This window comes from Brevundimonas sp. SORGH_AS_0993 (assembly GCF_030818545.1).
Classification (GTDB): Bacteria; Pseudomonadota; Alphaproteobacteria; order Caulobacterales; family Caulobacteraceae; genus Brevundimonas.
The window spans coordinates 1,598,803-1,625,507 of record NZ_JAUTAH010000001.1; the positions used below are offsets into that span (position 1 = coordinate 1,598,803).

24 protein-coding genes are annotated in these 26,705 nt (G+C 66.4%); 9 read left to right on the forward strand and 15 right to left on the reverse strand.

Features of this window, described 5'->3' with window-relative positions:
- The first annotated feature begins 5 nt into the window (after nt 1-5).
- From QE389_RS07930 to QE389_RS07940, 3 genes are all read left to right on the forward strand, one after another.
- Nucleotides 6-1,316 carry an ammonium transporter gene (locus QE389_RS07930; RefSeq protein WP_307366106.1) on the forward strand — a complete coding sequence of 437 codons (1,311 nt, stop codon included), beginning with the start codon at nt 6-8 and terminating at the stop codon, nt 1,314-1,316.
- 115 nt (nt 1,317-1,431) lie between these two features.
- Complete coding sequence (locus QE389_RS07935) at nt 1,432-1,854, forward strand: Hsp20 family protein (RefSeq protein WP_307366108.1); 423 nt, start codon at nt 1,432-1,434, stop codon at nt 1,852-1,854.
- Nucleotides 1,855-1,912: 58 nt separating this feature from the next.
- Nucleotides 1,913-2,164 carry a DUF1150 family protein gene (locus QE389_RS07940; RefSeq protein ID WP_307366110.1) on the forward strand — a complete coding sequence of 84 codons (252 nt, stop codon included), beginning with the start codon at nt 1,913-1,915 and terminating at the stop codon, nt 2,162-2,164.
- Nucleotides 2,165-2,186: 22 nt separating this feature from the next.
- Here QE389_RS07940 and ptsN read toward each other — a convergent pair whose 3' ends face one another.
- From ptsN to QE389_RS07990, 10 genes are all read right to left on the reverse strand, one after another.
- Nucleotides 2,187-2,651 carry a PTS IIA-like nitrogen regulatory protein PtsN gene (ptsN, locus tag QE389_RS07945; RefSeq protein ID WP_307366112.1) on the reverse strand — a complete coding sequence of 155 codons (465 nt, stop codon included), beginning with the start codon at nt 2,649-2,651 and terminating at the stop codon, nt 2,187-2,189.
- A gap of 127 nt (nt 2,652-2,778) precedes the next feature.
- Nucleotides 2,779-3,438, reverse strand: coding sequence for a ribosome hibernation-promoting factor, HPF/YfiA family (hpf, locus tag QE389_RS07950; protein WP_307366114.1), 660 nt, complete (start codon nt 3,436-3,438; stop codon nt 2,779-2,781).
- 63 nt (nt 3,439-3,501) lie between these two features.
- On the reverse strand, nt 3,502-5,004 hold the full coding sequence (gene rpoN, locus QE389_RS07955) for an RNA polymerase factor sigma-54 (RefSeq protein WP_307366116.1): 1,503 nt from the start codon (nt 5,002-5,004) through the stop codon (nt 3,502-3,504).
- A gap of 235 nt (nt 5,005-5,239) precedes the next feature.
- Entirely contained in the window at nt 5,240-6,031 is a 792-nt protein-coding gene (lptB, locus tag QE389_RS07960; RefSeq protein WP_307366118.1) for an LPS export ABC transporter ATP-binding protein, read from the reverse strand.
- Nucleotides 6,032-6,041: 10 nt separating this feature from the next.
- Nucleotides 6,042-6,545 (reverse strand): LptA/OstA family protein, encoded by a 504-nt coding sequence (locus QE389_RS07965; RefSeq protein WP_307366121.1) that lies wholly within the window; start codon nt 6,543-6,545, stop codon nt 6,042-6,044.
- A complete protein-coding gene (lptC, locus tag QE389_RS07970; protein WP_307366123.1) occupies nt 6,542-7,201 on the reverse strand; it encodes an LPS export ABC transporter periplasmic protein LptC in 660 nt (219 codons plus the stop codon). The genes QE389_RS07965 and lptC overlap by 4 nt, the downstream gene beginning before the upstream one ends.
- A 7-nt stretch (nt 7,202-7,208) precedes the next feature.
- Nucleotides 7,209-7,823 carry a ribonuclease D gene (locus tag QE389_RS07975; RefSeq protein WP_307366125.1) on the reverse strand — a complete coding sequence of 205 codons (615 nt, stop codon included), beginning with the start codon at nt 7,821-7,823 and terminating at the stop codon, nt 7,209-7,211.
- Nucleotides 7,824-8,090: 267 nt separating this feature from the next.
- Entirely contained in the window at nt 8,091-10,928 is a 2,838-nt protein-coding gene (locus QE389_RS07980; protein ID WP_307366127.1) for a TonB-dependent receptor, read from the reverse strand.
- Nucleotides 10,929-11,144: 216 nt separating this feature from the next.
- Nucleotides 11,145-11,753, reverse strand: coding sequence for an HD domain-containing protein (locus QE389_RS07985; RefSeq protein ID WP_307366129.1), 609 nt, complete (start codon nt 11,751-11,753; stop codon nt 11,145-11,147).
- Nucleotides 11,754-11,803: 50 nt separating this feature from the next.
- Nucleotides 11,804-13,942: a phosphocholine-specific phospholipase C gene (locus QE389_RS07990; protein ID WP_307366131.1), complete on the reverse strand. Its 2,139-nt coding sequence runs from the start codon at nt 13,940-13,942 to the stop codon at nt 11,804-11,806.
- A 181-nt stretch (nt 13,943-14,123) separates the two neighbouring features.
- Between QE389_RS07990 and QE389_RS07995 the strand changes: the two genes are divergently transcribed.
- Nucleotides 14,124-14,843 (forward strand): UTRA domain-containing protein, encoded by a 720-nt coding sequence (locus tag QE389_RS07995; protein WP_307366133.1) that lies wholly within the window; start codon nt 14,124-14,126, stop codon nt 14,841-14,843.
- Between the two features lie 10 nt (nt 14,844-14,853).
- On the opposite strand, the gene phnX is transcribed toward QE389_RS07995, so the two are convergent.
- Together phnX and QE389_RS08005 are read right to left on the reverse strand one after the other, a co-directional pair.
- Nucleotides 14,854-15,657: a phosphonoacetaldehyde hydrolase gene (gene phnX / locus QE389_RS08000; RefSeq protein ID WP_307366135.1), complete on the reverse strand. Its 804-nt coding sequence runs from the start codon at nt 15,655-15,657 to the stop codon at nt 14,854-14,856.
- Complete coding sequence (locus tag QE389_RS08005; protein ID WP_307366137.1) at nt 15,654-16,787, reverse strand: TIGR03364 family FAD-dependent oxidoreductase; 1,134 nt, start codon at nt 16,785-16,787, stop codon at nt 15,654-15,656. Before QE389_RS08005 ends, phnX begins: the two co-directional genes overlap by 4 nt.
- 73 nt (nt 16,788-16,860) lie before the next feature.
- Between QE389_RS08005 and QE389_RS08010 the strand changes: the two genes are divergently transcribed.
- Entirely contained in the window at nt 16,861-18,132 is a 1,272-nt protein-coding gene (locus tag QE389_RS08010; protein ID WP_307366139.1) for a DUF5690 family protein, read from the forward strand.
- 24 nt (nt 18,133-18,156) lie between these two features.
- Here QE389_RS08010 and QE389_RS08015 read toward each other — a convergent pair whose 3' ends face one another.
- A complete protein-coding gene (locus QE389_RS08015; RefSeq protein ID WP_307366141.1) occupies nt 18,157-18,915 on the reverse strand; it encodes a DeoR/GlpR family DNA-binding transcription regulator in 759 nt (252 codons plus the stop codon).
- Nucleotides 18,916-19,095: 180 nt separating this feature from the next.
- Between QE389_RS08015 and QE389_RS08020 the strand changes: the two genes are divergently transcribed.
- Entirely contained in the window at nt 19,096-20,310 is a 1,215-nt protein-coding gene (locus QE389_RS08020) for a TonB-dependent receptor plug domain-containing protein (RefSeq protein WP_307366143.1), read from the forward strand.
- On the forward strand, nt 20,226-20,411 hold the full coding sequence (locus tag QE389_RS14680) for a phospholipase domain-containing protein (RefSeq protein ID WP_373458300.1): 186 nt from the start codon (nt 20,226-20,228) through the stop codon (nt 20,409-20,411). The genes QE389_RS08020 and QE389_RS14680 overlap by 85 nt, the downstream gene beginning before the upstream one ends.
- A 50-nt stretch (nt 20,412-20,461) precedes the next feature.
- Here QE389_RS14680 and QE389_RS08025 read toward each other — a convergent pair whose 3' ends face one another.
- The gene (locus tag QE389_RS08025; protein WP_307366145.1) at nt 20,462-23,119 is read right to left on the reverse strand and encodes a TonB-dependent receptor; all 2,658 of its coding nucleotides are present in this window, start codon (nt 23,117-23,119) and stop codon (nt 20,462-20,464) included.
- Nucleotides 23,120-23,241: 122 nt separating this feature from the next.
- Between QE389_RS08025 and QE389_RS08030 the strand changes: the two genes are divergently transcribed.
- Both QE389_RS08030 and QE389_RS08035 read left to right on the forward strand, forming a co-directional pair.
- On the forward strand, nt 23,242-24,114 hold the full coding sequence (locus QE389_RS08030; RefSeq protein WP_307366147.1) for a DUF6528 family protein: 873 nt from the start codon (nt 23,242-23,244) through the stop codon (nt 24,112-24,114).
- A 45-nt stretch (nt 24,115-24,159) separates the two neighbouring features.
- On the forward strand, nt 24,160-25,440 hold the full coding sequence (locus QE389_RS08035; protein ID WP_307366149.1) for an ROK family transcriptional regulator: 1,281 nt from the start codon (nt 24,160-24,162) through the stop codon (nt 25,438-25,440).
- A gap of 137 nt (nt 25,441-25,577) precedes the next feature.
- Here the strand turns inward: QE389_RS08035 and QE389_RS08040 are convergent, their stop codons facing one another.
- Nucleotides 25,578-26,699, reverse strand: coding sequence for a hypothetical protein (locus QE389_RS08040; protein ID WP_307366151.1), 1,122 nt, complete (start codon nt 26,697-26,699; stop codon nt 25,578-25,580).
- Nucleotides 26,700-26,705 lie beyond the last annotated feature (6 nt).

Here is a 26,705-nt window from a genome sequence, read left to right on the forward strand (position 1 = left end):
CGCCGATGAACCGCCCCGCCGCCTTCGCCGCCGTCCTCGCAGCGGGGGCGGCGCTGGCCTCTCCGGTCGTCGCGGCCCCCGCCCTGCTGGCGCACCAGGCGCCGCTGGCGCTGGACCCGGCGGCGACCGCGTGGGTGCTGACGTCCACGGCCCTGGTCCTGATGATGACCCTGCCCGGCCTGGCCCTGTTCTACGGCGGCATGGTCAGAAAGAAGAACATCATCAGCGTCCTGGCCCAGTCGACCGGGGCCTTCGCCTTGGTGACGGTCCTGTGGTTCGTCGCCGGCTACAGCCTGTCGTTCGGGCGGGGGCCGGCGCCGGTCGACGGCCTGATCGGCGGGCTGCAGGCGGCCTTTCTGAACGGCGTCACGGCCCAGACGGCGCACAAGCTATTGCCCGGCCTGCCCGAACTGCTGTTCATCGCCTTCCAGATGACCTTCGCCATCATCACCCCGGCCCTGATCGCCGGCGCCTTCGCCGAGCGGATGAAGTTTTCGGCCAGCCTGCTGTTCTTCGCCCTGTGGCACCTGGTCGTCTATGCGCCGATCTGCCACCAGGTCTGGGGCGGCGGCTATCTGGGAAGCCTGGGCGTGCTGGATTTCGCCGGAGGGGCGGTGGTCCACGTTAATGCGGGGGTGGCCGGCCTGGTCTGCGCCCTGGTCCTGGGGCCGCGCCATGGCTTCGGGCGCGACAACATGGCCCCCGCCAACCTGGTCTATAGCGCTATCGGCACGGGCCTGTTGCTGGTCGGCTGGCTAGGCTTCAACGCCGGGTCGGCGGGGGCGGCGGACGCCCTGGCCGCCACGGCCGCCTTCAACACCATCCTGGCCGCAGGGGCCGCGGCGCTGGGCTGGATGACCCTCGAATGGTTCGACCGCAAGCGCCCGACGCTGCTGGGCCTGCTGTCGGGCGTGGTCGGGGGCCTGGTCGCCATCACCCCGGGCGCCGGCTTCGTCGACCCCAAGGGCGCCTTCTTCATCGGCCTGATCGCCGGCCCGGCCTGCTATGCGGGCGCGGTCTGGCTGAAGCACGCGCTGAAATACGACGACACCCTGGACGCCTTCGGTGTTCACGGGATCGGCGGCATCGCCGGCGCCCTGTTGACCGGCCTGTTCGCCACCACCAGCGTCAACGCCCTGGCCGAGGGCGCCGCCGTCTGGAAACAGGCGGTCGGCCTTCTGGGCGCCGTCGCCTGGAGCGCGGTCGGCACCTTCGTCGTCCTTATGATCTGCAAGTTCACCACCGGCCTGCGCGTCGCCAAGGACGAGGAGGTCGAGGGCCTGGACTACACCCAGCACGGCGAAGCCATCCACTGAGCCCACAGGCCGGACAGTTGATCCGGCCCCGCCCAGCCCCCATCTTCATCCGTGACGGACGGTCCTGCCGATCGCGGGGGACCGGCCGCCGGTCGCTTTCCTGCAAGGACCCAAGATGACGACGACCCGAACCATCCTGTTCGACAGCCCCTTCCTTTTGGGGTTCGACCACACCCGCGCCCTGATCGACCGCGCCGCCAAGGCTGCGGCCGAGAGCTACCCGCCCTACAATGTGGAGCAGATCGGCGACAGCGGCGTGCGGATCAGCTTGGCGGTCGCCGGCTTCTCGCCGACCGACCTGGCCATCACCCTGGAAGGGCGTCAGTTGACCATCGCCGGCAAGCGCGACGAAGCCGGCAAGGCCGAACAGGCCTTCCTGCATCGCGGCATCGCGGCGCGCGGCTTCGTCCGCAGCTTCGTTTTGGCCGACGGGCTGGAGGTCGAGGGCGCCCGGCTGGAACACGGCCTGCTGCACGTTGATCTGATCCGGCCCGAGGCCGACCGCGCCGTCCGGCGCATCCCTATCACGGCCGCCTGAACACGGCGTCGAACCGCCCGGCGCTCCGGGCGTTGTCAGAATGAAGGAGGCGGTCCTCATGACGCCGATGACCAAGGAAGACTTCGCGGGCCTGGGCGCCCCCGATCTGGTGTACGTCCGCGAGGTCAAGGCCTCGGACTTGTTCGATCAGCAGGTCAGGTTCAGGGACGTCGTCGCCGACATCGATCCCGATCAGTCCCTCTATGCCGTGCATGGTGCGGACGGCGAACGTCTGGCCGTCATGCTGGACCGCGACACCGCCTTCGCCGCCGCCGTGGCCCACGAGCTGGAGCCCGTCTCCGTCCACTGAACGCCGCGAGGCGCGCACGGCCTCAGGCGGCGGTGGCGGGCCGGTCCTTGACGAACAGGGCGCGAATGGCGTCGGTGGTGCGGGCCTGACGCAGCTGCTCGCGCAGTTCTGAAGAGCGCAGGGCGCGCGACACCGCCGCCAGGGCGCGGAGATGCTCGGCCCCGTCCTTGGGCGGGGCGAACAGGGCGAACAGCAGGTCCACCGGCCGATCATCCACGGCGTCAAACGCCACCGGCGTGTCAAGCCGCACGAAGACCCCCGTGACCCGCTCGATCTCGCGCAGGCGGGCGTGCGGCACGGCGACGCCCGATCCCAGCCCGGTGGATCCCAGGGCCTCGCGCTCCATCAGGGCTTCGAAAATGCGCGCTTCCTCGACGCCCAGCACATGGGCGGCCGCCTCGGCCACGGCGTGCAGCGCCTGGCGTTTGGAGGACGCGCCTCCGCGCAGGACCACGCCATTGGCGGCGAGCAGATCACCGATGTCCATGGGACAACCTCACACACGCAAAGTTGCGCGAGCGCCCCTTTAGAGCGTCCCGCGCCGAAGTCAAACGAAGCCGTTAAGGCCAGAAAGCCCCGGCGCGCCCGAAAGGAGCGCGCCGGGATCGGTTGTATCAGTGCGCCACGCCGTTGACCTTGGCGTGGCCGTTGGAGGACTTGGTCCGCTCGGGGTCGATCCAGCCCACATTGCCGTCCGGCCGGCGATAAACGACCGACAGGCCGCCGTGCGCCGCATTGCGGAACAGCACCACCGGATAGCCGGTCATGTCCAGCTCCAGCACCGCCCGGCCCACCGTGATGGTGCGGATTTCGTGTTCGGTCTCGGCGATGACCATGCCGACCGGAGGCGGGCCGTCTTCGCCGGCGGAACCGAAAGCGTCGTCGTCCACGCTGTCGGGGTCCCGCAGCACGATGCTGCGGGCGACTTCGCGGGCGGCGTTTTCGGTCTTTTCGGGCGACAGGCCCTTGGGCCCGATGTGGTGATCCTTGAGCCGGCGCTTGTAGCGACGCACCCGCGTTTCCAGACGGTCCAGCGCGGCGGTGAAGGCCGAATGGGCGTCCCCGCCGAAGCCGGTCGTCACCAGGGTCTGGCCCGACGCGAGGCGGACCCAACAGTCCACCTTGAAGCCATGGCCGTCCTTGGACACCACGACCTCGGCGTCGTCACCGCCGCGGGCGAAGTATTTTCCGACCCCGTCTTCGAGTTCCTGGGAGATGCGCGAGCCTAACGCTTCGCCGACATCCACTTGCTTGCCGCTGACTTGGACTTGCATGCGGATAGAACGCCCCGGTCCCGCTTTGGTGTCAATCGGATCACGGTTTTGTGGTCGCCTGGGTCAGGCGACGCGCATCATCCGGCGTCGTTCGACGGAGGACGGAATCCTCAAGGCTTCCCGGTACTTGGCGACAGTGCGGCGGGCGATGTCGATGCCCGATTCCTTCAGGATTTCGACGATCCGGTCGTCGGACAAAACGTCGCCCTCCACACCCTCCCCGTCGATCATGGTCTTGATCCGGTGGCGGACGGCTTCGGCCGAATGGGAGGACGCTCCGTCCACCGATTGGATGGCGGCGGTGAAGAAGAATTTCAGCTCGAACACCCCGCGCGGCGTCGAGACATATTTGTTGGAGGTGACGCGGCTGACGGTCGATTCGTGCATGCCGATGGCGTCGGCCACCGTCTTCAGATTCAGAGGCCGAAGGAACTCGACCCCGAAGGCCAGGAAGGCGTCCTGCTGGCGCACGATCTCGGACGCGACCTTCAGAATGGTCTTGGCCCGTTGATCCAGCGACTTGACCAGCCAGTTGGCCTGGGCCGCGCATTCCGCAACGAAGGTCTTCTCCGTTTCGGATCGCGCTCCGGCCTGGACCAGGCCGTGATAGCGCTTGTCCACGAGCAGACGCGGCAGGGTGTCGACGTTCAGTTCCACCCGCCAGCCGCCGGCCGGATCGGGGCGCACATGGACGTCGGGCACGACCGTCTGGGCCGGTTCGCCGCCGAAGCCCGCGCCCGGCCGGGGCGTCAGGGCCTTCAGTTCGGCGATCATCTCGGACAGGTCGTCGGCGTCGACGCCGCAGACCCTTCTCAGACCCGCCAGGTCGCGCCGCGCCAGCAGGTCCAGATTGTCCAGCAGGGCGCCCATGGCCGGGTCGAATCGGTTGCGCTCCATCAACTGCAGCTTTAGGCATTCAGGCACCGAACGCGCCATGATCCCCGTCGGCTCGAAGCCGTGACAGATCGCCAGCACGGCCTCGATCCGCGCCAGGGGAACGCCCAGCCGGTCCGCGAACTCGGTCAGTTCGCCGCGCAGATAACCGCCCTCGTCGGTCGCATCGATCAAGGTCAGGGCGATGCCGTGGTCCGCCGCCGAAAAGCCGGCCGCCGACGCCTGGGCCTGCAGATGCTCCCAAAGGGTCGGTTCATGGCTGTCGGGCCGGTCGCCCTCCCCCTCGAACACCTGCCCGCCCTTGCCGGCCGACGACCAGTCGGACAGGCCGGGCTGGGCCTCGTCGGTCAGACGGTCGCTGGTGCGTTCGCCCGGCGCCGCGTCGCCGTAAACATCGTCCGACCCCGCGTCCAAGGCCGAGCCGGCGACGTCGCCGACCCCGTCGCCAAAGCTCATCTCGGCGTCGGCGGAGGCGTCCGGAACCGTCGCGATCGGCTCGGGGCCGTCGCCTTCCGGCTCGTCGCGCTGCAGCAGCGGATTGCGTTCCAGCTCGGCCTCGACGAAATCCTCCAGTTCGAGGTTCGACAGTTGCAGCAGCTTGATCGCCTGCTGCAGCTGGGGCGTGATGACCAGCCCCTGCCCCTGTCTGACCTCCAGCCTCTGACCGATCACGTCCGAAAACCCCGTCCGAAACCCAACTGGCCCGGAACTTGCTGGGGCAGAATGTCGCCGGAGAGGTTAACGTCCGACAAACATCGTCTACTCCCCTGAAATGGGAAGATGGCGCGGCGCGTCTTCGCGGCGTGACGGAGGGGTCCTTCACCGCATCCCAGGCGCCCGCGGGACTTCAAAAGCCCCTCCACCGCTCCGCGGCCCCCTCCCCGCTTCGCAGGCAGGAACCCGAGGCTCAGACGTAGTTTTCGCCCAGATAGACCCGGCGGACCTCCGGATCGTGCACCGCCTCCTCGGCCGTGCCCTCGAACAGCACGGCGCCGCCCGAGATGATCGAGACCCGGTCGGTGATGTCCAGGGTCTCGCGCACATTGTGGTCGGTGATCAGCACCCCGATCCCCTGCCCGGCCAGATAGCGGATCACCGAGCGGATGTCGGCGATGGCCAGGGGGTCGATGCCGGCGAAGGGTTCGTCCAGCAGGATGAAGGACGGCCGCCCGGCCAGGGCGCGCGCGATCTCCACCCGCCGCCGCTCGCCGCCCGACAGGGCCGTGGCGCGGGCGTGGCGCAGACGTTCGATGTTCAGTTCGGCCAGCAGGCGGTCGGTCTCGGCCTCGACCTGCTTCGGCGGATAGTTCAGCTCCACCACCGCCTTGACGTTCTGCTCGACCGTCATGCCGCGGAAGATCGAGGCTTCCTGCGCCAGATAGCCCAGGCCCATCCGACTGCGCTGGTACATGGGCTGGGCGGTGATGTCCTCTCCGTCCAGCCAGATCGAACCCGAATCCGGGGGGATCAGGCCGGTGATCATGTAGAAACAGGTGGTCTTGCCCGCCCCGTTCGGCCCCAGCAGGCCCGCCACCTCGCCCCGCTGGACGGTCAGGGAGACGTCGCGCACCACCTGGCGCGGTCCGAAGGCGCGGGCGATGTTGCGCACCCGCAGGCCCTTTTCGGCGCGCGCGGGGGCTTGGACCGGCGCGGCCGCCGGTTCGTCCCGGTTCAGTGCGGAAAGCTCCTTGCGCGCCAAGACGGGGGACTCAGTTGCTGCTGGGGTAGAAAACGCCCTGGATGCGATTTCCGGCGGCGCCGCGCGGGGCGCCCGCCATGGTCGCGGCGTCGGTGTTGACGTTGTAGGTCAACCGCCCGCCGGTCAGCACGTTCTGGCCCTGGGTCAGGACCACGTCGCCCGTAACGACCACCTCGCCCGTACCGATGGCGTAAACGGCGCGGTCCCCGCGCATCGACTGGGTCGGGGTCACGAAATAGACCGTGCCCGTCGCCTCCACCCGGTCCGGATCGCCCGAGGCCTTGCGGTACAGGGTGATGGCGTCGGCCCGGATGCGGTTCTGGCCCTGCGTCACCTCGGCGCGACCGCGCAGGGTGATGCGCTCGGCGGTCTGTTCGCCGCTGTCGGCGCCGAAGGCGATCGGCTGGTTCGAGGCGACGCTGCGGCCCGCGCTTTGGGCGTCGCCCACCGCCGGCAGGGTCACGACCGCCAGGGCCGCGACCCCCGCCAGGATTTTCGATGTCATCGCCGTCATTCGCCTGATCCCGAGGGATTGATGGTCCCGCTTATCTTGGTGTCGCCGGAGCCGTTGAAAACCACCCGCCGTCCCTGATCGTAGATCGCATAGGACGAAGCGTTGATGGTTCCAATAGGGCCGACACCCTGAACGCCCTTTGAACCCGTGATGATTCCGGTGTTGGTGTCGACCACCGCCTCGGGCGTGGTCAGGACGAAACCGCTTCCGCCGTCCGAAATCCGGACGTTCGGGCCGATGGTCACGGTGCGCCCCTGTTCGTCGTAGGTCCCGCCGTCGGCCGTCAGCTCCGTCACCTTGCGCCCCCCCAGGTTCAGCCGCAGGGCCGGGCCGACCAGGCGGAACTGGCCGGTCCTGGGGTCGCGGATCGCCCCTTGCGCGCCCACGGTGAAGGCTCTGCCCTGCGCGTCCTGGCCGTGGAAGAGGGGCTTGTCCAGCCGCACTTCCTGACTCTGGCTGGCCTTGCGCTCCACCCCCGACATGACGGTGCGGAACACGGTCCAGGTCAGGGCCCCGCCCGCCAGCACCAGGATGATGATCGGCAGCACCCGACGGTACAGCCGCACCCGGCGCGAGCGCGCGCGCCAGCGTTCGCCGGCCAGGGCGACGCGGGCCTCGTCGGCCGCGATGCGGGACTGTTCGCCGGGATCGGTCAAGCGCGCCTCAGCTGTGGGCGAAGATGTCGACCTCGTCCCAACCGGCGAGATCGAGCGCCGAACGGCTCGGCAGGAAGTCGAAGCATCTGGCCGCCAGTTCGGTGCGGCCTTCGCGCGCCAGCATCTGGTCCAGCCTCGCCTTGGCGGCGTGCAGATAGAGGACGTCCGACGCCGCATAGTCCAGCTGCGCCGGGCTAAGGGCGTCCGCCCCCCAATCCGACGACTGCTGCGCCTTGGACAGGTCCACCCCGACGGTCTCGCGCACCACGTCCTTCAGCCCGTGCCGGTCAGTATAGGTGCGCGCCAGTTTGGAGGCGATCTTGGTGCAATAGACCGGGCGCGTCTCCACGCCGAGATGAAGCTGGAACATGGCGATGTCGAACCGGCCGAAGTGGAAGATCTTCAGCACCTTCGGGTCGGCCAGAAGCCGCTTCAGATTCGGGCAGTCGTAACCGGGCCGGCGCATCCGCACGACATGGGCGTTTCCGTCGCCGGACGACAGCTGGACCACGCACAGCGGATCGCGCCGGAAGCGAAGCCCCATGGTCTCCGAATCGACGGCGACCTCGGCCCCCAGATCCAGATCGTCGGGCAGGTCGCCCTCGTGCAGATAGACAGTCATGCGCGGTTCTTACACGGCCAAGGCCCGCGACGAAACGGCCTCAATCAGCTGGCCGCCGCGCGTGTTCCAATAGGCCAAACGACAACGGCGCCGCACCCTTCGATACGACGCCGTTTGAAAAGTGGCGCCCATAAGACTGCTAGACTCAGGACTCATGGCGCCAGCGCAGGCCGTTTTCGGCCTAAGATTCGGCCCGCCCCTGATCCAATCGGGGGCGAGCCTTGGTTTGTAGCGGCTCAGTAGGAATAGGCCAGGCGGACCAGGAAGTTACGGCCGGGCTCCATGTAGTCCTTCTGATAGGAGGGGCTTTCGCCCTTGGTTGTGTAGTAGCGATGACCGTCCAGGATGTTCTGCACGTCCAAGTCCATCGTCAGGCCGGGACGGGAAGGTGTAGCGCGAGTGGAAGTCCAGGCTCTTGTTGGGCTGGACCCACTTGTCGATGGAGTTGTCGCGCAGGTCTTCGATATAGGCGCCCTGGTACTGATAGGACAGGCGGGCTTCGAAGCCGTACTTCTGATAGGTCAGAGAGGCGTTGTAGATCAGGTCCGGGGCCTGGATGAAGGAGATCGGACGGCCGTGGCGATAGTCTAGGCCCGTCTCGGCCTCGCTGACTTGGCGGGTCAGATTGGCCTCCACGCCGAAGCCATCGAACGGCGCCGCCATCCCTTCGAAGGATTTGATCAGGTTCAGCTCGACGCCGGTGATTCGCGCCGTTTCACCGTTCTTGGGCTGGGTGACAGTGATTGTGCCTTCTTGGGTATCGGCGTCCACGGCGCTGCCGTTGGTGAAGATGAAGTGATCGATCTTCTTGTGGAATACGCCGATCGACACCAGGCTGGAGCGGTCGGGATAATATTCCGCCGAGACGTCCAGGTTCAGGGCTTCGGCCGGCTTCAGGTCCGGGTTGCCCCGGCTGATGGAGACGATGTCGCCCAGGGTCTGACCCGGACGGGGCGCCGCCCGGCCGATGCTGACGCCGCGCGAAATGTTGCTGAACTCCGGCCGCGAGAAGCTGGTCCAGATGGCGCCGCGATAAACGAAGGTCTCCGACGGACGATACACGGCAGTGATGCCGGGCAGGACATTGGTGTAGTGGCTGTTGGTGTCGCCAAAGTCGGCCTGTGCGCCGTCCTCGATCCAGTTGGTGTTGGTGACTTCGGTATGTTCGACGCGAACGCCGGCGATTACGTCCAGAGCGTCGAACTGGAAGCTGGCCAGGCCGTAACCCGCGTAGATCGTCTCTTGCCCACGCTTGTCGCCGGAGTTCAGATCCGCATAGGAATAGCTGATCGGATTGGCCTTCTGGGCCGCTTCGATGGCGGCGGTCACGCGGTCGCGGTTCAGGATGGCGCCGTAGTAGTAGCGGCCGTTCAGAACAGTGGGGACCTCGCGGTCGATCAGGCCGGACTGGGCCAGGGTCTTGCCGGCCAGAGGCGTTTTGTCGAACGAACCGCCCCAGATCGGCGTGCTGTCGTATTCCCGCTCGGACCGCAGAACCTTTACCCCCGCCTTCAGGTGACGGACGACGCCTTCCATGTCGTAGATGGCGTCGAAGCGGAAGGCGGTGCGGGCGTCGGTCTGCTTGTCGCTGCTGCGGCCGCCGCCGTCATAGGGCAGCAGATCGGGATCGTTCGGCGCACTCTGAGCGAAGGCCGGAAGCTGCGGCATGGGGAAGCGCGGATCGTAGGACGACCATAACAGGCCCGTCTGCGTGAAGGGCGCCGAACAGGCGTCGCAGTTGTAGGAGACCGAATAGTTGTCGGGCCCGCCCTTTTCCCCGGCGCTGTAGCTCAGGTCATAGTCCAGGGTCAGGCGGTTCAGACGGCTCTGGCCGCCCAGATTGATGGTCCCTAGGGTCGAAGTCTGATCCAGGGTCTGGAAGGTGCGGGCGAACTGGAAGGTCTCGGGCTTCCACACGCCCGACCGGCCGAACAGCGACCAGTAGGACGAACTGCTGCCGCGGTCAGCGTCGGTGATCAGACCGTCGCCGTCGAAGTCTTTGATCTGGGCGGTGGTGTAGCCGTAGATGCGGCCCTTGGCGCCGTAGCCGACCACGGCCTTGTCCGGCTGGATCAGGCTGACGTCTTCCAGATCGACCTGCTGGAGGCGCTTGGTCTTGCGGCTGCGGAAGTCGGTGTAGTCGTTCGTGCCGGTTCGCTCCAGGCGGCTATACTGTCCACGCAGATAGAAGTCGTGACGGTCGCCGCGATAGTCGAACGAAAAGTTGCCGCCGAACCGCTCCTGTTCGATGCGGCGGTAGTCGAGGTCGATGCCGGGCAGATACATCGAACGGGCGTCGATCTCCTCGGTGCTGTTGCGGCGCCAGCGATAGGGCTCCCACTCGCCGTCGTTCTCGGTCTCCTCGTTCAGGCCGTTGCTCTTGCCATAGTTAAGGGACACAAAGGCGCCGAAACGGCTGTCAGACGGCAGGCGGCTGGCGAAATCCAGCTGGACCTGACCGACGCCGTCCTTCTCGCCCTGTTCCTGAGCCCGGTCGTTGATCCCGTAGCTGAGGAAGGCGCGTGCGACAGACTTGGCGAAGTCGAAGGCCGTCGGGGTCTGGAAATTCACCGAACCGCCGATGGCGTCGCCGTCCATGTCCGGCGTCAGGGTCTTGGAGACGGTGATGCTCTTCAGACCGTTGGGCGGCAGGACCGTCATCGACATCTTGCGGCTGTCGGGATCGGTCAGTGCGACGCGGACGCCGTTGATCGAATAAGCGTTGAAGGTGCCAGCTAGGCCGCGGACGGACACATACTCGCCCTCGCCGGTCTCCTGGTTGACCACGACGTTAATGCCCGGCGCGCGGGCCAGGGCGTCGGCGACGTTGGCGTCGGGCAGCTTGCCCAGATCGTCGGACGAAATCACACTGGACACCACGCCCGAGCGGCGCTGGGCCTCGATGGCGTTGGCGGTGCTGAGGCGCTGACCGGTCACGACGACCTCGTCCACCTCGGCGGGCGTCGATTGCGGCGTGATGGTCTGGGCGTGAGCGGCCGTGGCGACCAGGGCGGCGGACCCCGCCATGAGAACGGCGCGCAGGCCGGCCCCGGCGAAGGGGTGACGGTGAATGGCCCGTTCCCGGGCGATAAGATGACGCGACATGATTGTCTCCATTGATCCTGATGTGTGTTCGGATCGGCCGTTCGGGTCAGCTCAAGGCAGGCGTCAGCAATCAGTGACGCGCGGACGCGCCCTGGCTGCATCAACCGCTCGGCCCGGACCGGCCGAAATCTATTGGATTGCGACGGCGCCGCCGGAAACGACGGGCCGATCTATTAATCTCCGCCTAGCCGGAGCGGCGACGATTGAACCCTTCACTCATTCAACAACCCCCATTCGTTGAAATGACAAATCAGCTTGCGCCGTGCGCTCGATCAGATCGCAGAGAAGCGCGCGATAGGCCTCGAAGCCGGCGACCACGACGCCCTGAGCCTTGCCCAATTCGTCGTATCGGCGCAGCCGAAGCGCGGATTCGGCCGCCGGCAAGGCCATGAATTCCTCTACTTCGGCGGAGGTCATCGGGCCGCCCTGCAAGGCCAGACTCTGAAGCGAGGCGACGCTGAGTCGATCGACGTAGCCGGGCGCAGTCGCCGCCAGACACCGCTTGGCCGCGACGTGCAGCCGGACTGGCTCGGTCACTTCGGGACCGAATGCGCGCGCCAGATAGCCGGCGCTGATGTGTTCATGCCGGGTGTCGATGCCCCGGTCGGCCGCATCTTCGCCAGCCTTTTGCATCATGTGGCCGACATCATGCAGCAGAGCCGCCGCGATCAGGGCGTCCGGCGCGCCGTCGACCCGCGCATGGTGCGCCGTCTGCACTGCATGCTCCAACTGGGTGACGTCTTCGCCGTAATGCAGGCCGCCCAGCCGGATGAACAGGTCCGACAGTTCTGAGACGAAGGCGTCAGCATCCACGGGATAGGTCATTGAGTATCCGTCTTGAGGGGCGGTCGAAAAAGGAAATGCGGCCATGAGGGTCACAGACGCATGCGGCCGATGGCGGGATCGGTGCGGCTTGGGGCGCCGGTCTCCACATGGCCCGCCAGGCGCTGGATGAAGCCGGGGTCGCCCGCCAGGGTCACGGTCAGGTCGTACCAGTGGTCGCTGCCGCGCAGATCCCAGACCGCACGCGCTTCCAAGCCGGGATGCAGAGGTAGCCGACGACGCGCCTCGCCTTCAGACAGGGGATAGGCCGGGTCCATGTCCAGAACCGCCATGACCGAACCCTCGACGTCGCTCGTAAGACCGACGGTCAGCACCCCCTTGACGTCAGCGGCGACCGTCACCTGGGGCTGAGGTCGAGAAGCGTCGCCGGCGAACCGGCGATAGAAGCCGTTGGGACCGTGAACCGTCAGATCATAGGGGCCCGGCGCGCCGTGGTTCCAGTGACCCGCCGCATAGGCTTCGCCGGCGGCGAGGGTGAAGCGCCACGGCCCAGCCCGATCGGTGCTGTCGAACACCTGAAAGACGGCGCCGGCCCGACCACGGTTTATGAGATCGATCCACACCGCCCCTTCGGCGACCCGCGCCTGAGCGCCCAGATCATAGGGCAAGGGCCGTGCGCCGCGTTGCGGCCCGTCCTGGACGGCCGGACTCTGGTTTTCGGGAATCTGCAGGCTAGGCGAGACCTTGGACCGGGCGGCCCGCAGCATGTAGTCGGCCGTGGCGGGCAGCGACAGGGTGGCCCAATCCTGGTTCGGGCGCGCGAAGTCGAAGGCGGAGGTCAGGTCGCCGCAGACGGTTCTGCGCCAGTCACTGATGTTATCCTCACGGACGCCGAAGCGTTTTTCCAGGAACCGAAGCGTCGAGGTGTGGTCGAACACCTCCGAACAGACGAATCCGCCGCGGCTCCATGGCGAGACCACGATGGCGGGCACCCGAACGCCAAGACCCAGGGGATGGGCGCCGCGGTGGTCGGGATCGGCGTCGGCGCCATAGACCTTGGCCTCGCCGGCGACCGAGACGGTGCTGTGACCCTGATCCGGCGTCAGCGGCGGCATCGGGGGCTGTATGTGATCGTAGAAGCCCCCGGCCTCGTCATAGTTGACGATGAAGATGGTCTTGGAGAAGACCTCGGGATGATCGACCAGGGCTTCGATCAGCTTGGCGCAGACGTGCTCTCCTTTGGACGGTTCGGCCTGGGGATGTTCCGACAGATCCGCCGCCGTGACGATCCAGGACACCTGGGGCAAACGTCCCCCAGCGATGTCGGCGCGGAAGGCCTCCACCAACTGCTCCCCGTCCGAACGGGTGCGGTCCGCGCCGGTCTTGTCTTCCGACACCCAGGATCGGCCGCGCTCATATAGGGGCGAGTCCTTCGGGCATGGCCTGAACGGCTTGAACACCGACAGGATATTGTCGCCGAAATTGTCGTACTCCTGATAGACTTTCCAGCTGACGCCCGCCGCCTGAAGTCTTTCGGCATAGGTGGTCCAGTCGTGCGGACCGTAGGCCATGGACTTGTCTTCGGCCATGTCGGCGCTGGGCGTCTCGTCCTCGCCGTAGTTGCTCATCTCCGGGTCGCCCCCGACCTTCCCTCCGCCGTTGCAGCCGGTCCACAGATGGAGCCGGTTCGGATAGGTCTGTGTCAGCGTCGAGCAGTGATAGGCGTCGCAGACGGTGAAGGCGCTGGCCAGGGCGTAGTAGAAGGGCAGGTCCGAGGCCTTGTAATAGGCCATCCGCTTGTGCAGTTCGCCGGAACGGCCCCAGCGATCATAACGCCCTCCGTTGACGATGGTGACGGCGGCCTTGTGTCCCTGATCCGAGCCGTCGACCGTATAGGCGTCGGTGGTGCGCGAATCCCCATGGAAAGGGATGACGAAACCGTCCGGGTGCTGGTCGCTGGGCTGACGCCAGACGTTGGCCCCGCCGGGCAGGCGCTGCGGGCGGGGATCGCCGAAGCCGCGCACGCCGTTGAGCGTCCCGAAATAGTGATCGAAGGCTCGGTTCTCCTGCATGAAGATAACCACATGCTCGACATCCATCAGGGTGCCGGTGGCGTTGTTGGCGGGAATGGCCATCGCCTTGCGCACCGTCGCCGGCAGCAGATTCAGCGTCGCACCGGCCGCCACGCCCCCCAGGGCTCCTCGCAGGAAAGACCGACGATCTTTTGGCATGGATCAAATCTCCCTCTTCAATTTTGGTATAGACCAGATCGGGGCCGATCCTCGGCGAAATTTTCATGAAGCTTGAGCAGCGGATGTCTGACGGTACGCCGGGACGAACGTCGCTTGACCCTCGGAACACGACTTCTCATTTTGCAGTCAGGCGGGACTCGACCGTCGATCGAGCGATGCCATGGGTCAGCCGGATAGTCTCCATTACCTCGGGGTGCGCGACACCATCGCCGCGCGGATCGCGGGGGGAGAATTGAGGCCTGGCGAACGCCTGCCCTCCGAACGTCAGCTGCAGGTCGGCGGCGGTGTGGCCCGCGGCACCATCCGCGAGGCCCTGTTTCAGCTTGAAGCCGAGGGGATCATCTATCGGAAGGACCGCAGCGGCTGGTACGTCTCGCCCCCGCCCATCGTCTATGATCCGACACGGTGGGAAGGCTTCATGTCCTATGTCGAGGCGCAGGGACGCAGTCCGACGACCGAGACGCTGAGCAAGACCGCAATCGCCTGCACCCCGGCGCTTTCCTCCGTCTTCGGCCGTCCGATCGGCGCCCCGCTGTACCGCATCCGCCGCCGCCGTTCCGTCGATGGCCGTGCGGTTCTGGTCGAGACCATCGTCGTTGACGCCGCCATGGCCCCAGACCTGCTCAGTCATCCGCTGGACGGCTCACTGACCAGCGTCCTAAAATCCACCTACAATATCGCCGTGGCCCGCAACCGGGTGGACATGCAGCCCTGCGCCCTGACCCGAGACGAGGCCGAGGCGCTGCAGGTCAAGTCCGGCCTGCCCGGTCTGAACGTGGTCCGGACCAGCTTTGACGCCCAGGGACAGGTGGTCGAGTTCGACCGCGAGTACTGGCGCCACGACGCCCTGAAGATCAGCGTCGACATCCGGGTGCGTTAGAGGATCGACGTCAGGCGGTCAGCCGCGCCGTCTCGGCCTCCAGGGCGGGGATCAGATCCGCGACGGTGTCGATGACCAGATCTGCTCCCGACTCGCGTAATCGGCCGGCGGCGGCGGCCAGTCGGGCCGCCCGCTCATCCGAGTCCAGTTCCGCCAGGCCTTGGGCCGTCAGTCCTGTCAGATTGCCGGACGCCGCGACCCCCACGGTGAAACAGCCGGCGTTGCGCCCCTCGGCGACGCCCACCTCGGCGTCGTCCACCTTGACCACCCGCGAAAGGGGCCAGACGCCCAGATCGGCGCAAGCCTTGTAGATCATCAGGGGCGACGGGCGCCCCTGGGCCGTCTCATGGGCGCAGACCACCAGATCGGGCGCGTAACCCTGATCCGCCGCGCGGGGCAGGATCGCCTGCATCATCTCGCGGGTATAGCCGGTGCATGAGGCGATCTTCAGGCCTTCTTGCCGCAGCCGGGCGACGACATCGACGCCACCGGGGATCAGGTCCGCCGTCTCTCGGGCCATTCGGATCATCGGCGTCTGGAGTTCGGTCATGACCCGCTCGACAGCCCCAAAATCCGGGGTCGCGCCGTGAGCCGTGCGCCAGGCGTCACTGACACGCGGCTGTTCGAACAAGGCGCACACATGATCGGCCTTGGCCCGGCCCATGTCGCGGCGCGCCTCGTCCTCGGTCACGGGGACGCCCAGGATGGCGAACGCCTCCATCAGGGCCAGAACGGGCGCCCGGCTGCCGAAATCGACCATGGTGCCAGCCCAGTCGAAGACGACCATGTCGAATCTATCGCGGAGGGAGGTCATGGTTTGAAGGTTTCCTGAAACAGGTCTGAAATCACCGCCTCGCCGAAGGCGAAACCGGTGGAAGCGCCGTTGCCGGCTGTAATGAGGGCCAGGCGCACGTCAGGGTGCGGCGCCGCGATCAGATCGGCCTTCGGCCCGTAGGCGTAGGTTCCGGTCCAACGCTGGAGAACCGCTGGCGCTGGTCGCCCTGTTGCGGCATGCCATTCGTCCAGTATCAGTTGATCGACCGCCGCACTGGCGAAGGGATCGGGGGTGGCGGCGTCATGATGACTGTCGCCGACGACCAGAGCCCCGTCGGCGTCTTGCACCGCGATCAGATGGACGCCGTCGGCCAGGGCCTGGCCCTGCTCCGCTTCCAGGCGCGCACGCAGGGCGGCCGCCTCCGGCAAATCGGCGTAACCGCCGTAACGGACAAGGCCGAGGTCCGACATGATCGGGGCTGGTAGGACGAAACCGGGCGACGCTAGCCGCATCATCTGAAGCTTGCACCGCGCCAGACCCGCGTCGGTCATATAGTCGGGGAACAGGCTGACCAGATCGTCGCCGGGACAGACCACGATCCGCTCGGCCTCTATAATCCCCCGGCTGGTCAGGACGCGCGGCGGCTCGACCGCCTGAACGGCGGTCTGACGCAAGAACTCCACGCCGAAGCGGGCCGCCAGCCAGGCGGCCAACCGGGGTATGGCCGAGCGCGAGTCCACGCGCAGGTCGTGCGGGCTCCACAGGGCGGCGACGGTGTCGGGGCCGATGATCTCCGGTGCGCGCGCCCTTGCCTCGCCCGCCGTCATCAGCCGACAGCCTTCGCCCATTTCGGTGGCCATGAAGGCTTCCAGCACGGCGGCGGCCTCGGGACGGCGGACCGGCAGCCACAGACCGCGTTGCAAGATCGACACGTCCGCCTCGCACGCAATCTCGTCCCAGACGGCGCGGGTACGATGCGCCCGGCTCCAGATGTTCCCCCGAGGCTGGCCCGTGACGGTGACGAAGCCGAAATTGCGGATGGAGGCGCCGTTGGCTTGTGCGTCGCGATCGATCACCACGACCGACAAACCCCGCCGTGCAGCCGCCAGGGCGCAGGCCAGGCCGACGATTCCCGCGCCCACCACGGCGACCTGATAACGTCTCGCCATTTCCACTTCCTCGTCACCCAAGCGTCGCAGCTGTGGTCTAGACCACATGCGTGCAACGGGATGATGTCAAACGATGAAACGGATTCGATCGTGGCTGGCTCAGGCGAAGCCTGTCGTCTTCGTCCTGTTCGCGGGCCTGGCGGGTTTTTGCGCCTACTTTTCCATGTACGCCTTCCGCAAGCCCTTCACGGCCGCGACCTTCGACGTCGTGCCGGGCTGGGACTTCGCCCTGGATTACAAGATCGCGTTGGTGATCGCCCAAGTGGCCGGCTACGCCTTGTCCAAGCTGATCGGGGTCAAGGTCATCGCCGAGATGAAGGCCCAGCGCCGCGCCCTGGCCATTGTGCTCCTGATCGGCGCCTCCTGGATCGCCCTGGTTCTGTTCGCGGTCATGCCAGCGCCGTGGAATGTCGCCGCCCTATTCCTGAACGGTCTGCCGCTGGGCTTGATCTGGGGCCTGGTGTTCGGCTTCATGGAGGGACGACGAACCAGCGAGGTTCTGGGCGCCATACTGTGCGCCAGCTTCATCCTGTCCTCAGGCGTGGTGAAGTCGGTCGGCAAGGTCTTGATTGAACATAATCACATCAGCGCCTTCTGGATGCCCGCGGCGGTCGGCGTCGTCTTCATGCCTCTGCTGGCCGTCTCTGTTCTGGCTCTGGCCGCCCTGCCTGCGCCCAACGCCGCCGACGAGGCGGAACGGGTGGCGCGCCGTCCGATGATGGCTAGGGAACGCGCCGCCTTTCTCGGCGCCCATTGGCCTGTGCTGCTTCTGTTGATCACGGCCTATGTGCTGCTGACGGCCTTCCGCGACCTGCGCGACAATTTCGCCGCTGAGATCTGGCGAGCCCTGGGCTATGGTGACGCCGCCTCGGTCTTCACCGCCAGCGAAGGTCCGGTGGCGGCTGTGTCGCTGGTCGCGATGGGCGTGCTGATCCTTGTGAAGAACAACGGTCGCGCCCTGCTGTTCATGCACGGCGTCATCCTGGCGGGCTTTGCGCTTCTGGGTGTCTCGACCCTGGCGTTTCAGCAGGGACTGCTTTCGCCCATCGCCTGGATGATCGCGGGCGGCGCCGGGTTGTACCTGGCCTATACGCCGTTCAACGCCATGCTTTTCGACCGTATGATCGCCTTTTCCGGAACGGTGGCGACCGCGGGTTTCCTGATCTACGTCGCTGACGCCACAGGCTATATGGGCAGCGTCGCCCTGCTGCTGTTCAAGAATTTCAGCTCCATCAACCTGCCGTGGCTGCCGTTCTTCGTATCAGCCGCTTATGCGACAAGTCTCGCGGGCGTGGTCCTGGTCGCAGGCGCGGCCATCCTGTTCCTGCGCAGACGCAGGGCCTGACGATACCGGCCTCTGTCAACCGCCTCAGGCGATCCAGATTTCGGTCTGGCTGTCGGCGGCGGCGCGCGCCACGTCGGCCGGAGGCGCCTGATCGGTGACGAACAGGTCGATCTGGTCCCAGCCCGCCGCCTGTACCCGTCCCGCCGCCTGAAACTTCGTCGCATCCGTCACGCAGACCCGCCGACGGGCGATCGGCAGAACGGCCCGCGCGTAGTCGGCCTCCGCCGGTTCGTGATCCAGAAAGCCGCGCGCCGCATCGACCGCGACGAAGGAGAAGATCGCGAGGTCGGGCACGAACCGACGCACAAAGGCGATGGCGTCCGCATCGAAGACCGCTCGATAGGTGGCGTCGACCGCCCCGCCCGACAGGAAAACCCTTGCGTCGGATCCCGCGCAGAACTCGCCCGCGATTTCCAGACTGTTGGTCACGACGATCAAGTCGCGCACGCCCACGACTTCCTGCGCCAGCCAGAAGGCGGTTGTGGAGCTGTCGAACAGCACGGTCATGCCGGGTTCGATCAGGCACGCCGCCCGAGCGGCGATCCGGCGCTTGGCGTCGGCCTGTATGTTCAGTCTTTGTCGCCAGGGCGCCTCGGCGCGTCGGTCGGGCAGGCGAACGCCGCCGTGGACCTTGCGGACCGCACCGTCGCGTTCGAGCCGACGGATGTCGCGCCTAACGGTTTCTTCGGAAACCCCGAAAGTCTCGGCTAGCTCCGCGATCCCGCAAGACCCCTGCGCCTGCAACAGTGTGATGATGCCGTCGAGACGAATGGCTTGGTTCATCGGCATGATCTCCCTGAACCGTTCTTAGAATGCACGCACGCGCGTCGCAAATGACCGTTTCTTCTCGCCGATGCATCAACTCGAACAAAATACCACAAAAGGTCACATGGACGTCACGGCGGCGGCTTAGAGGCCGAAATCAGACGGACGGGGCCGTCGCTTCATTTTCGGGATACAGTCATGAGACATTCGATCAGCCGCGTCCGCATGGGCGCGCTCTTGGGCGGCGTCGCGCTCGCTGTCCTGCCGGCTCAGGCTTTGGCGCAATCCGCCGTGCCCGAACGGGCGACGGAAGCGGCCACGGAGGTCGAGGCCATCATCGTGACGGGCGCGCGCAACGCCACCCGCCGCGCCGAGACCGAGCAACACCGCGCCGACATCGTCTCGGAAGTCGTGTCCGCCGACGAGCTGTTGACCATTCCGTCCACCAGCGTCGCCGCCGCCCTGAAGCGCCTTCCGGGCGTCAGCACGGTGAATGATCGCGGCACGGGCGACGCCCGCTATGTGACCATCCGCGGCCTGGACGGCGCGCTCAACGTCTACACGCTGAACGGCGTCCGCCTGGCGACCTCGAACCGCGGCGATCGCGCCGTGGCGCTGGACCTGTTGCCGCCGGACGGACTGGATACGGTTCGCGTGGTCAAGAGCGTGACGCCCGACCTGGACGGCGATGCGGTGGGCGGCACGATCGACTTCCGCCTGCCCAGCCCGTTCGACTTCAACGAACGGCTCGCCAGCCTGTCCGTCCGCGCCAGCCGCGAGAACATCGCCGACAAGACCGCCACCGATCTGACCGGCGCCTTTTCCACCTTCCTGAACGCGAATGAGACCCTGGGTCTTTACGGCGTGGTCTTCCACACGAAGCGGACCATCACGGGCGAGCGTAACGAGAACATCAGCTACAACACCAGCTGGCGTCCCGACGGCGCCCTGCCGAACAGCGAGGTGGTGCTGCCTGAATCCACCCCGCTTCGTCTGATTTCCCACGGCCTGGATCGGTTCGTGAACGACATCGACCGCACGGGCGGTAATTTCACCCTCGAATACCGCCCGAACACCAACGACGCCTTCCATCTGCGCGGCCTGTACGCCCAGTGGAAGAACGCCCAATTGCACGACTACATCGACATCAGGACCAGCCTGGGCAACGCCGGCGCCATCGACGGATTCTCGTCGTTGATGGGCGCCGAGGTCAAGCAGGAGGACAACCGCCTGGGCGTGCTGGATCTGGGCGGTCGCAACGTGCGGGGAGCCTTCGCCCTAGACTACGACATCGCCTACACCTACGGCCGTACCGAGACGCCGAACCAATGGTATATGGAGTTCGTCACGGGCGACAGTCTGCCGATCTTCGGCACGCCGATCCGTTACACGATCGGCGCGCACAGCACCTGAAAGCGACGTGGTCTCTTCAGGAGAACGCGGGCCGCTATGACCTCTGGATTCTGGGTCCTGTCGACTTCCACGCCAGCTTCGTCGGCGTCGCCTCTGCCTAGACGCGCCTGAAGGCGCCCCCGCTGCACGACAGCGGGGGCTTTAGCCGCAGTCAGTAGCGGAACAGAGCGCCGACATAGAAGGCGCGGCCGTTATCCAGCTCCTCGCGGAGCAGCCCGAAATCCGGGCCGAACATACGTTGGCGCCGCGTATTCGTCAGGTTCTTGGCCTGGGCCACCACGGTCAGGTTGGGGGTGATCCGGTAGCGGGCCTGGGCGTCGAAGCGGTCGTTGGCCTTGACGATCCGGTCCTGCGTCGGATCGCTGTTGGACACGGAGTAGAGCATGTCGCCGACATGGTTCCAGGCGCCCTGAAGTGTCAGGGCGCCGAAATTGTAGAAGAGTTTGACGTTGCCGATGACGTCGGAACTCTCGAACAGGCTCGGAAGGCGACGCTCGGTAAAGTCGCCCATCGTCACGCTGGGCGGAACGGCGTCCAGCAGGGTCAGGTTGGCCGAAGCGCCCAAGCCCGCCAGCGCCCCAGGCAGGAAGTCCATCCGTCCCACGACCAGGTTCAACTCCAGCCCACGCACCTGGAAATCGCCAGCATTGACGGGCCTGATCCGCGTGACGGACTCAAGCGCTCCGTTGTACATCTCGTCGGCGGTGGTTCTCAGCGTCAGGATTTCGTCGGCGATCCTTTTCTGGAACGCGCCCACCGACATCATGACGTCGCGCCCGCCGTAGTATTCTAGACTGAGGTCCAGATTGTCGGAACGCCTGGGCTTCAGGTTCGGATTGCCGCCCCGAATGGTGAAGTCGCCGTCGGTGTTGACCGAGACAGTCTCACGCGCCGCCAGATCGTCGTAGTCGGGTCGTCCGATGGTTCGGCTGGCGGCCGCGCGCAGTTTCAGCCTGTCGGTCAGGTCGTAATTCGCCTGAAGCGACGGCAGCCAATCGTCATACTGCGACGTCTGCGCGCCATAGACATAGGCGGAACCGACCAAGGCGGCCGATCCGGTTTCAAGGCGCGTTCGTTCGAAGCGCAGCCCGCCCAGAATCGTCAACCGATCGGTCGCGAACCGCGCCAGGGCATAGCCCGCGTCTATGTCCTCCTTCACGTCGTAGTCGGAGGAGATACTGTTCGCCGTATTGGTCGTGGTCGCCGAGAATCCGGCCTGATTGACCTCGAAGAAGCTCTGCGCCAAGCCCGGATCGACGATCAGCATCCGTGTGCCTCGTCCGTTATAGGGCGCATAGTCCGACAGCCGCCCGACCGCCGACAAACGATAGTCGCTGGCTGACAACGGGCGGTAGTTGTCCACCTGCCGATCATAAGCCCGCTCCAGACGACGCGCGTAACCGCCCAGTTGAGCCCCCCATCCCCGATCCTGAGACTCGACGTTGAAGCCCCAGTCCAGATTGGCCGTCCGGGCCTTCTCGCGAGAATCGTCCAGGGCCGTGCCGTATTCGAACTGGCGATAGTTTGCGGGAGACAGAAGGAAACCGGGATTCGCCGGCGCGAAATAGGGAAAGTCGCCCTTGGACACCTCGTAGGTGAAGGCGAGATTGGGCGTGTTGGCGATGCGATAGGTCGCCAACCGCGTATCCTGGCGATAGGAGGCGACGGCCGTGTTCACGCCGAAATCCAGAAACTGGCGCGGACCCGGCGTCCAGCGCGCACGGAAATCGACGTAGTGGATGCCCCGATCCTGATAATATTCGGACAGATCGACCTGGGCGTTGGCCGAGGCGACCGAGCCGCCGGTGGCGGTGATCGATGTCGCAACGGGATTGCCGTTGGCGACCAGGATGTTGGACTGGCGATCCTCGTCGTTCGTATGGCTGAAGTCGGCCGCCGTCAGTCGGGCCTCCAGCGGGCCATGCCGATACTCCAGCTTGCCGAAGACGCCCTTGCGTTCGCGCACATTGTCATAGGCCAGCCAGCGGCGACGCTGCGGCGAGACGTCGGCGTCGGCCAGACCGGGATCCCCGGCGGCCAGGCGCGCATGCGTCGTCGGATCGAAGAAGCTGTAGTTGTCGACCGCCGAGTTCAACGAGGACGAGTCGCGCACATAGCGGCTGGCCGACACCACGAAACCGAAACGTCTGTCCGGGCCGAAGGTGTCGGACACGACGAACTCGCCCTGTCCTGACAGGCCGCTGCGGGCGAAGTTGCGCTCATTGCCCCAATGGCCCAGATCGACGCGCCCAGCCACGAACCGACGGCCCCGACCGTCGAAGGCGCTGCGCGTCACCAGATTGGCGACGCCGCCGATGGCGTTGCCGTTCATCGCCGCCGTCACCGACTTGGCCACGTCCACCCGGCGCGCCAGGGACGAGGGAATGACGTCTAGCGACACGTTGCGGCGCCCAATCTCATTGGCTGGCAGGGCCACTCCGTCCACTTCCACCAGATTGTAGTCGGCGTTCAATCCACGGATCGACAAGAATTGCGCCTCCCCGCGATCGTTGTTTTGAACCGTGGACACGCCGGGCGCGCGCTCCAGCGCCTCGCCTAAACCGAAGTCGGGCAGGCTGCCGATCTCGTCCGCACTGATGGAGTCCTGGATAATCGCGGCCTCGCGCTTGGCCGCGATCTCGTTGCGGGCCTGAAGGCGGGCGCCGGTGACGACCACCTCGTCCAGTTGGGCGGGCTGCCCCCCCGTCCGGAGGGGCGCTGGAAGAGCGGTCTGGGCGGCGGCGGGTGTGGCGACGAACAGGGTCGTGGCCAGACAGACGGAGCGGAAGGAGAACTGACGACGAGACATGACCACCTCTGAAAAGAACCCCTTTGGGGGCGCAAAAACTTCAGGCGGCTATTTACTCACCCATGGTGAGATAATTGTGACATACGGATCGGTTAGAGGGTTTTCCATCCTAGGAGTTCTCGATGATCCTTCCGCTTCTCGCAGCCTTGTCCGTCTCCTCTTCCGCCGCGCCTGCCTTGCTGGCGTGCGGCGACGACGAAGTCAGGCGCTATCAACTGACCGCCGACGGCGCCCGGGAAACCTGGCGCTGGGAGGCGTCCACGGCGGCCGATCTGCCGGCCGACTATCGCGCGGCGCTTCTCGAAAGGATCGACGAGTGCAAGCCGGTCGGCGGCGACCGGATCCTGGTCACGGCCTCGACCGGCGGCGTCGTTCTTCTGGACGCGACGTCCGGCGCCGTTCTGTTCCGAACCAACGCCCCCATGGCCCATTCGGCGACCCTCCTGCCGAACGATCGGGTCGCCGTGGCCCTGTCCATCCATGAACAAGGCGACCGCCTCGACGTCTATGATCTCGCCGACGGGGACAATCCCGTCATCACCCTGCCCCTGCCTTCGGGCCACGGCGCGGTTTGGGATCCGGATCGCCGGGCGCTGTTCGTCCTGTCGCACGATCTGGTGCAGGTCTTCGCCCTGGCGGACTGGGACGGCCCCGCGCCCCGGCTTCGGGAAACGCAGCGATGGACCCTGCCCGGCGAACGCGACGGCCATGATCTTTCGCGCGCGGCGGACGGATCTGGCTATGTGGTCACGACCAACGACGGCGCCTGGCGCCTTGATCCCGATAGTGGAAGCTTCACGCCGCTGGAACCGCTGAATCCGGCGCTGCAGGTCAAGGCTGTCGACATCGACGCCGCCGGCCGACTGGCCTGGGTCAAGGCCGAGGAGCGCTGGTGGGCGTTCGGCTTCTTCGTCCGTCAGGACGGTCGCGTTCTGCGCGTCCCGACCGGCGACCTGCATCTCTACAAGGTGCGTTGGCTACGTCCAACGGAGTGAGTTTGCGACAGGACGCCGCCCTGTCCTGACGCTATGATCCAAAGGATGGGAGTCGGTTACGGAAGATTCGCGCCGCAGTTCTTGCGGGACGACGGCGTGCGCACGGCGACGACCAACGAACGCGCGATCCTGTCCGCGCTGCGACGGGGCGGCCCCAAGACCCGGGCCCAGCTGTCACGCGCCCTGGACCTGACCGAACAGTCGATCACCCGGCTGATCGAACCGCTGGTGCGGCGCGGCCTGGTGGTGGAGGACCGCCCCGTCGTCTCCGGTCGGGGCAAGCCAGGAGCGCCGCTTCGGCTCGACGCCCGCGCCGCCCATGCGGTGGGCGTTTCGGTCATGACCGACGCGGTGGCGGCGGCGATCATGGATCTGAGCGGGGCGGTTCTGGCCCGGCGCGAAATCCGGTTGCAAGACACCGCGCCGCCCTCCGCCTTTCGCAAGATACTGGCCCTCGCCCAGGCCTTGGAGAACGAAGTTGGAGCGGCGCCCGAACGCCGGCTCGGCTTCGGCGTGGCCGTGACCGGCTATTTCGTCGGCGACGGCGCCCAGGTGAACCCGCCGCCCGGCCTGGACGCCTGGGCGCTGTCGCCGCTGGATCGCCTGCTCTCGGACGCCTTCGCCGGACCTGTGTGGATCGAGAACGACGGCGCCGCCGCCGCGATTGGCGAAGCCATGATCGGGGCGGGACTGCGCTATGACAGCCTGGCTTATCTTTACTTCTCGGCCGGCTTCGGCGGCGGCGTCATCCTGAACGGCGAACCGATGCGCGGCGTGAACGGCAACGCCGGCGAGTTCGCCTCGATCCTGCCGTCCGACTGGTTCCAGCCCAACCTGACCCAGCTTTTGCGGATGATTCAGGAGCCGGGCGGCGGTCCCGCCACGATCGCGGAGATGCTGGCCGCCTTTCCGAGCGACAGCCCTGCGGTCGCCCGCTGGGTGGCCGCCGCCGTACCTTCCCTGAACCTAATTGTTTCGGCCATATCGGGCGTTCTGGATACCCAGGCCATTGTCCTGGGGGGGCGTCTGCCGACGCCACTGGCCGAAGCTTTGGCGTCCCGTCTGTCTTTTACCAACCCCGAACGCCGCGGGACGTCGTCGCCCGGTGCCAACGATCATGGCCTCGCCTATAGCCGGCGACGTCTCCGCCATCGGGGCGGCCGCCCTGCCGCTGCGCGCCGCCTTTTTCTGACCAGCGCTGAGCGGATTACGCCGTCCTTTTGCCTCAATATGGATTGCGTCGCAGTTGACCTTGAGCGGCTGGGCCATAAGGCCAGCGACTTTCCACACGGCATCATCTTCCCTCGCAGCTTGTCGCTCGATTAAGTCCTTGGTGGCGAAACTTTTGGAAAAGTACGTCGCTCACCCTGCGATAGCGATCACTGTCGGCTGCTAATCGCCGCCACCGTCAGGGCGTAGAGCCGACTTGCGATGACGTGCTGCGGACGGGCCGGCAGCCCTGCTTATCGGTCCAGCGCCGGTTCGATTTGTTGCGCGGATACCGATGGAGCGCTGGCTGGAGCGGCGGTCGGAGACAGCAGCAGGCCGCTGTCTGTCGCATAATAAAAGGCCTCCACTATCTCGCCCGTCGTCACCGTCAGCACGCCGTTTGTCATATCGTCGGCGACGGTGATGCGCTGTTCGTCCACGCCGGGACAGATGACGACCGCGCCATCGGCGAAACCTCCCGCCGCGACGGGACGGATCAGGCAGGTGCGTCCGCAGCCGTCGCCGATCTCCAGCCAGCCGCGTTCTGTGATCCGGTGCGTGTAGGCGGTCGCACCGTCCGGCGCGATCGTGGCGAAGGTTTCGCCGCGACCGAACCGCCGATCGGGCGCGCCAAGCCCCTTTACCCCCACCACGTTGTACGACAGCAGCCCATCGTCATCGATATAGTAATGGCCGATCTGCGTGCCGGTATTGTCCGGCCAGCGCAGGTGCATGTGAACATGCGGCGGCGCATCGACATGGCCGTGCGGGGCGTTGGTGTCGAAGCCCATGATCTGAATGACGCCCCAATTTCGTCGCGTCGCCTCCTCGCCCAGCCCCAGCGTCCGGACGACCTGGCGCTGCGCGAATTCCAGCACATTGGCGGCGCGCCGTTGCCGGTCGGGAAAAGCGCCGGCGGCATAGGCGCCGGCGCGCCGGGCCGGGTCGGCGTGCTCGAAGCGCAGCACCATGCCCGGCTCGACGATATGGGTCGCCACCTCAGCCGCGGTGATCGCGTCCTGTGCAAGCGGCGGGAGCGCCACGACGATATGGTCGCCGTTCTCCCGCAAGGCCACTTCCCCGGCCTCCAGCAGCACCCGACGAACCGTCCCCGAACGCGCCTCGAACGCGAGTTCGATGGTGCGTCGGCGCGGCACGTCGAGCGCGATCACCGTCTCTCGTGCATTGTCGGCATTGAACAGCGGTTCGTCGACGACGCGACAAACCTTGCAGGACGTCGGATCGAAGCGGACAGGTGGGGTCTGCGCGCCGTCGCGCTTCACGAATTTCAGGACGATCCGCACCTCGTCGCGATGGTCGATCCCCGCCGCCATAACGGCGGCGGGGACAAGGGCGAGCGCGGCGGAGACGGCCACGACAAG

Bases quoted from the DNA above. Each gene is read 5' to 3' on its own strand.
- QE389_RS07930 (WP_307366106.1), top strand. From the start codon at position 6: ATGAACCGCCCCGCCGCCTTCGCCGCCGTCCTCGCAGCGGGGGCGGCG.
- QE389_RS07935 (WP_307366108.1), top strand. From the start codon at position 1,432: ATGACGACGACCCGAACCATCCTGTTCGACAGCCCCTTCCTTTTGGGG.
- QE389_RS07940 (WP_307366110.1), top strand. From the start codon at position 1,913: ATGACGCCGATGACCAAGGAAGACTTCGCGGGCCTGGGCGCCCCCGAT.
- ptsN (WP_307366112.1), bottom strand. From the start codon at position 2,651: ATGGACATCGGTGATCTGCTCGCCGCCAATGGCGTGGTCCTGCGCGGA.
- hpf (WP_307366114.1), bottom strand. From the start codon at position 3,438: ATGCAAGTCCAAGTCAGCGGCAAGCAAGTGGATGTCGGCGAAGCGTTA.
- QE389_RS07965 (WP_307366121.1), bottom strand. From the start codon at position 6,545: ATGACGGCGATGACATCGAAAATCCTGGCGGGGGTCGCGGCCCTGGCG.
- QE389_RS07975 (WP_307366125.1), bottom strand. From the start codon at position 7,823: ATGACTGTCTATCTGCACGAGGGCGACCTGCCCGACGATCTGGATCTG.
- QE389_RS07980 (WP_307366127.1), bottom strand. From the start codon at position 10,928: ATGTCGCGTCATCTTATCGCCCGGGAACGGGCCATTCACCGTCACCCC.
- QE389_RS07985 (WP_307366129.1), bottom strand. From the start codon at position 11,753: ATGACCTATCCCGTGGATGCTGACGCCTTCGTCTCAGAACTGTCGGAC.
- QE389_RS07990 (WP_307366131.1), bottom strand. From the start codon at position 13,942: ATGCCAAAAGATCGTCGGTCTTTCCTGCGAGGAGCCCTGGGGGGCGTG.
- QE389_RS07995 (WP_307366133.1), top strand. From the start codon at position 14,124: ATGGGTCAGCCGGATAGTCTCCATTACCTCGGGGTGCGCGACACCATC.
- phnX (WP_307366135.1), bottom strand. From the start codon at position 15,657: ATGACCTCCCTCCGCGATAGATTCGACATGGTCGTCTTCGACTGGGCT.
- QE389_RS08005 (WP_307366137.1), bottom strand. From the start codon at position 16,787: ATGGCGAGACGTTATCAGGTCGCCGTGGTGGGCGCGGGAATCGTCGGC.
- QE389_RS08010 (WP_307366139.1), top strand. From the start codon at position 16,861: ATGAAACGGATTCGATCGTGGCTGGCTCAGGCGAAGCCTGTCGTCTTC.
- QE389_RS08015 (WP_307366141.1), bottom strand. From the start codon at position 18,915: ATGAACCAAGCCATTCGTCTCGACGGCATCATCACACTGTTGCAGGCG.
- QE389_RS08020 (WP_307366143.1), top strand. From the start codon at position 19,096: ATGAGACATTCGATCAGCCGCGTCCGCATGGGCGCGCTCTTGGGCGGC.
- QE389_RS14680 (WP_373458300.1), top strand. From the start codon at position 20,226: ATGGTATATGGAGTTCGTCACGGGCGACAGTCTGCCGATCTTCGGCAC.
- QE389_RS08025 (WP_307366145.1), bottom strand. From the start codon at position 23,119: ATGTCTCGTCGTCAGTTCTCCTTCCGCTCCGTCTGTCTGGCCACGACC.
- QE389_RS08030 (WP_307366147.1), top strand. From the start codon at position 23,242: ATGATCCTTCCGCTTCTCGCAGCCTTGTCCGTCTCCTCTTCCGCCGCG.
- QE389_RS08035 (WP_307366149.1), top strand. From the start codon at position 24,160: ATGGGAGTCGGTTACGGAAGATTCGCGCCGCAGTTCTTGCGGGACGAC.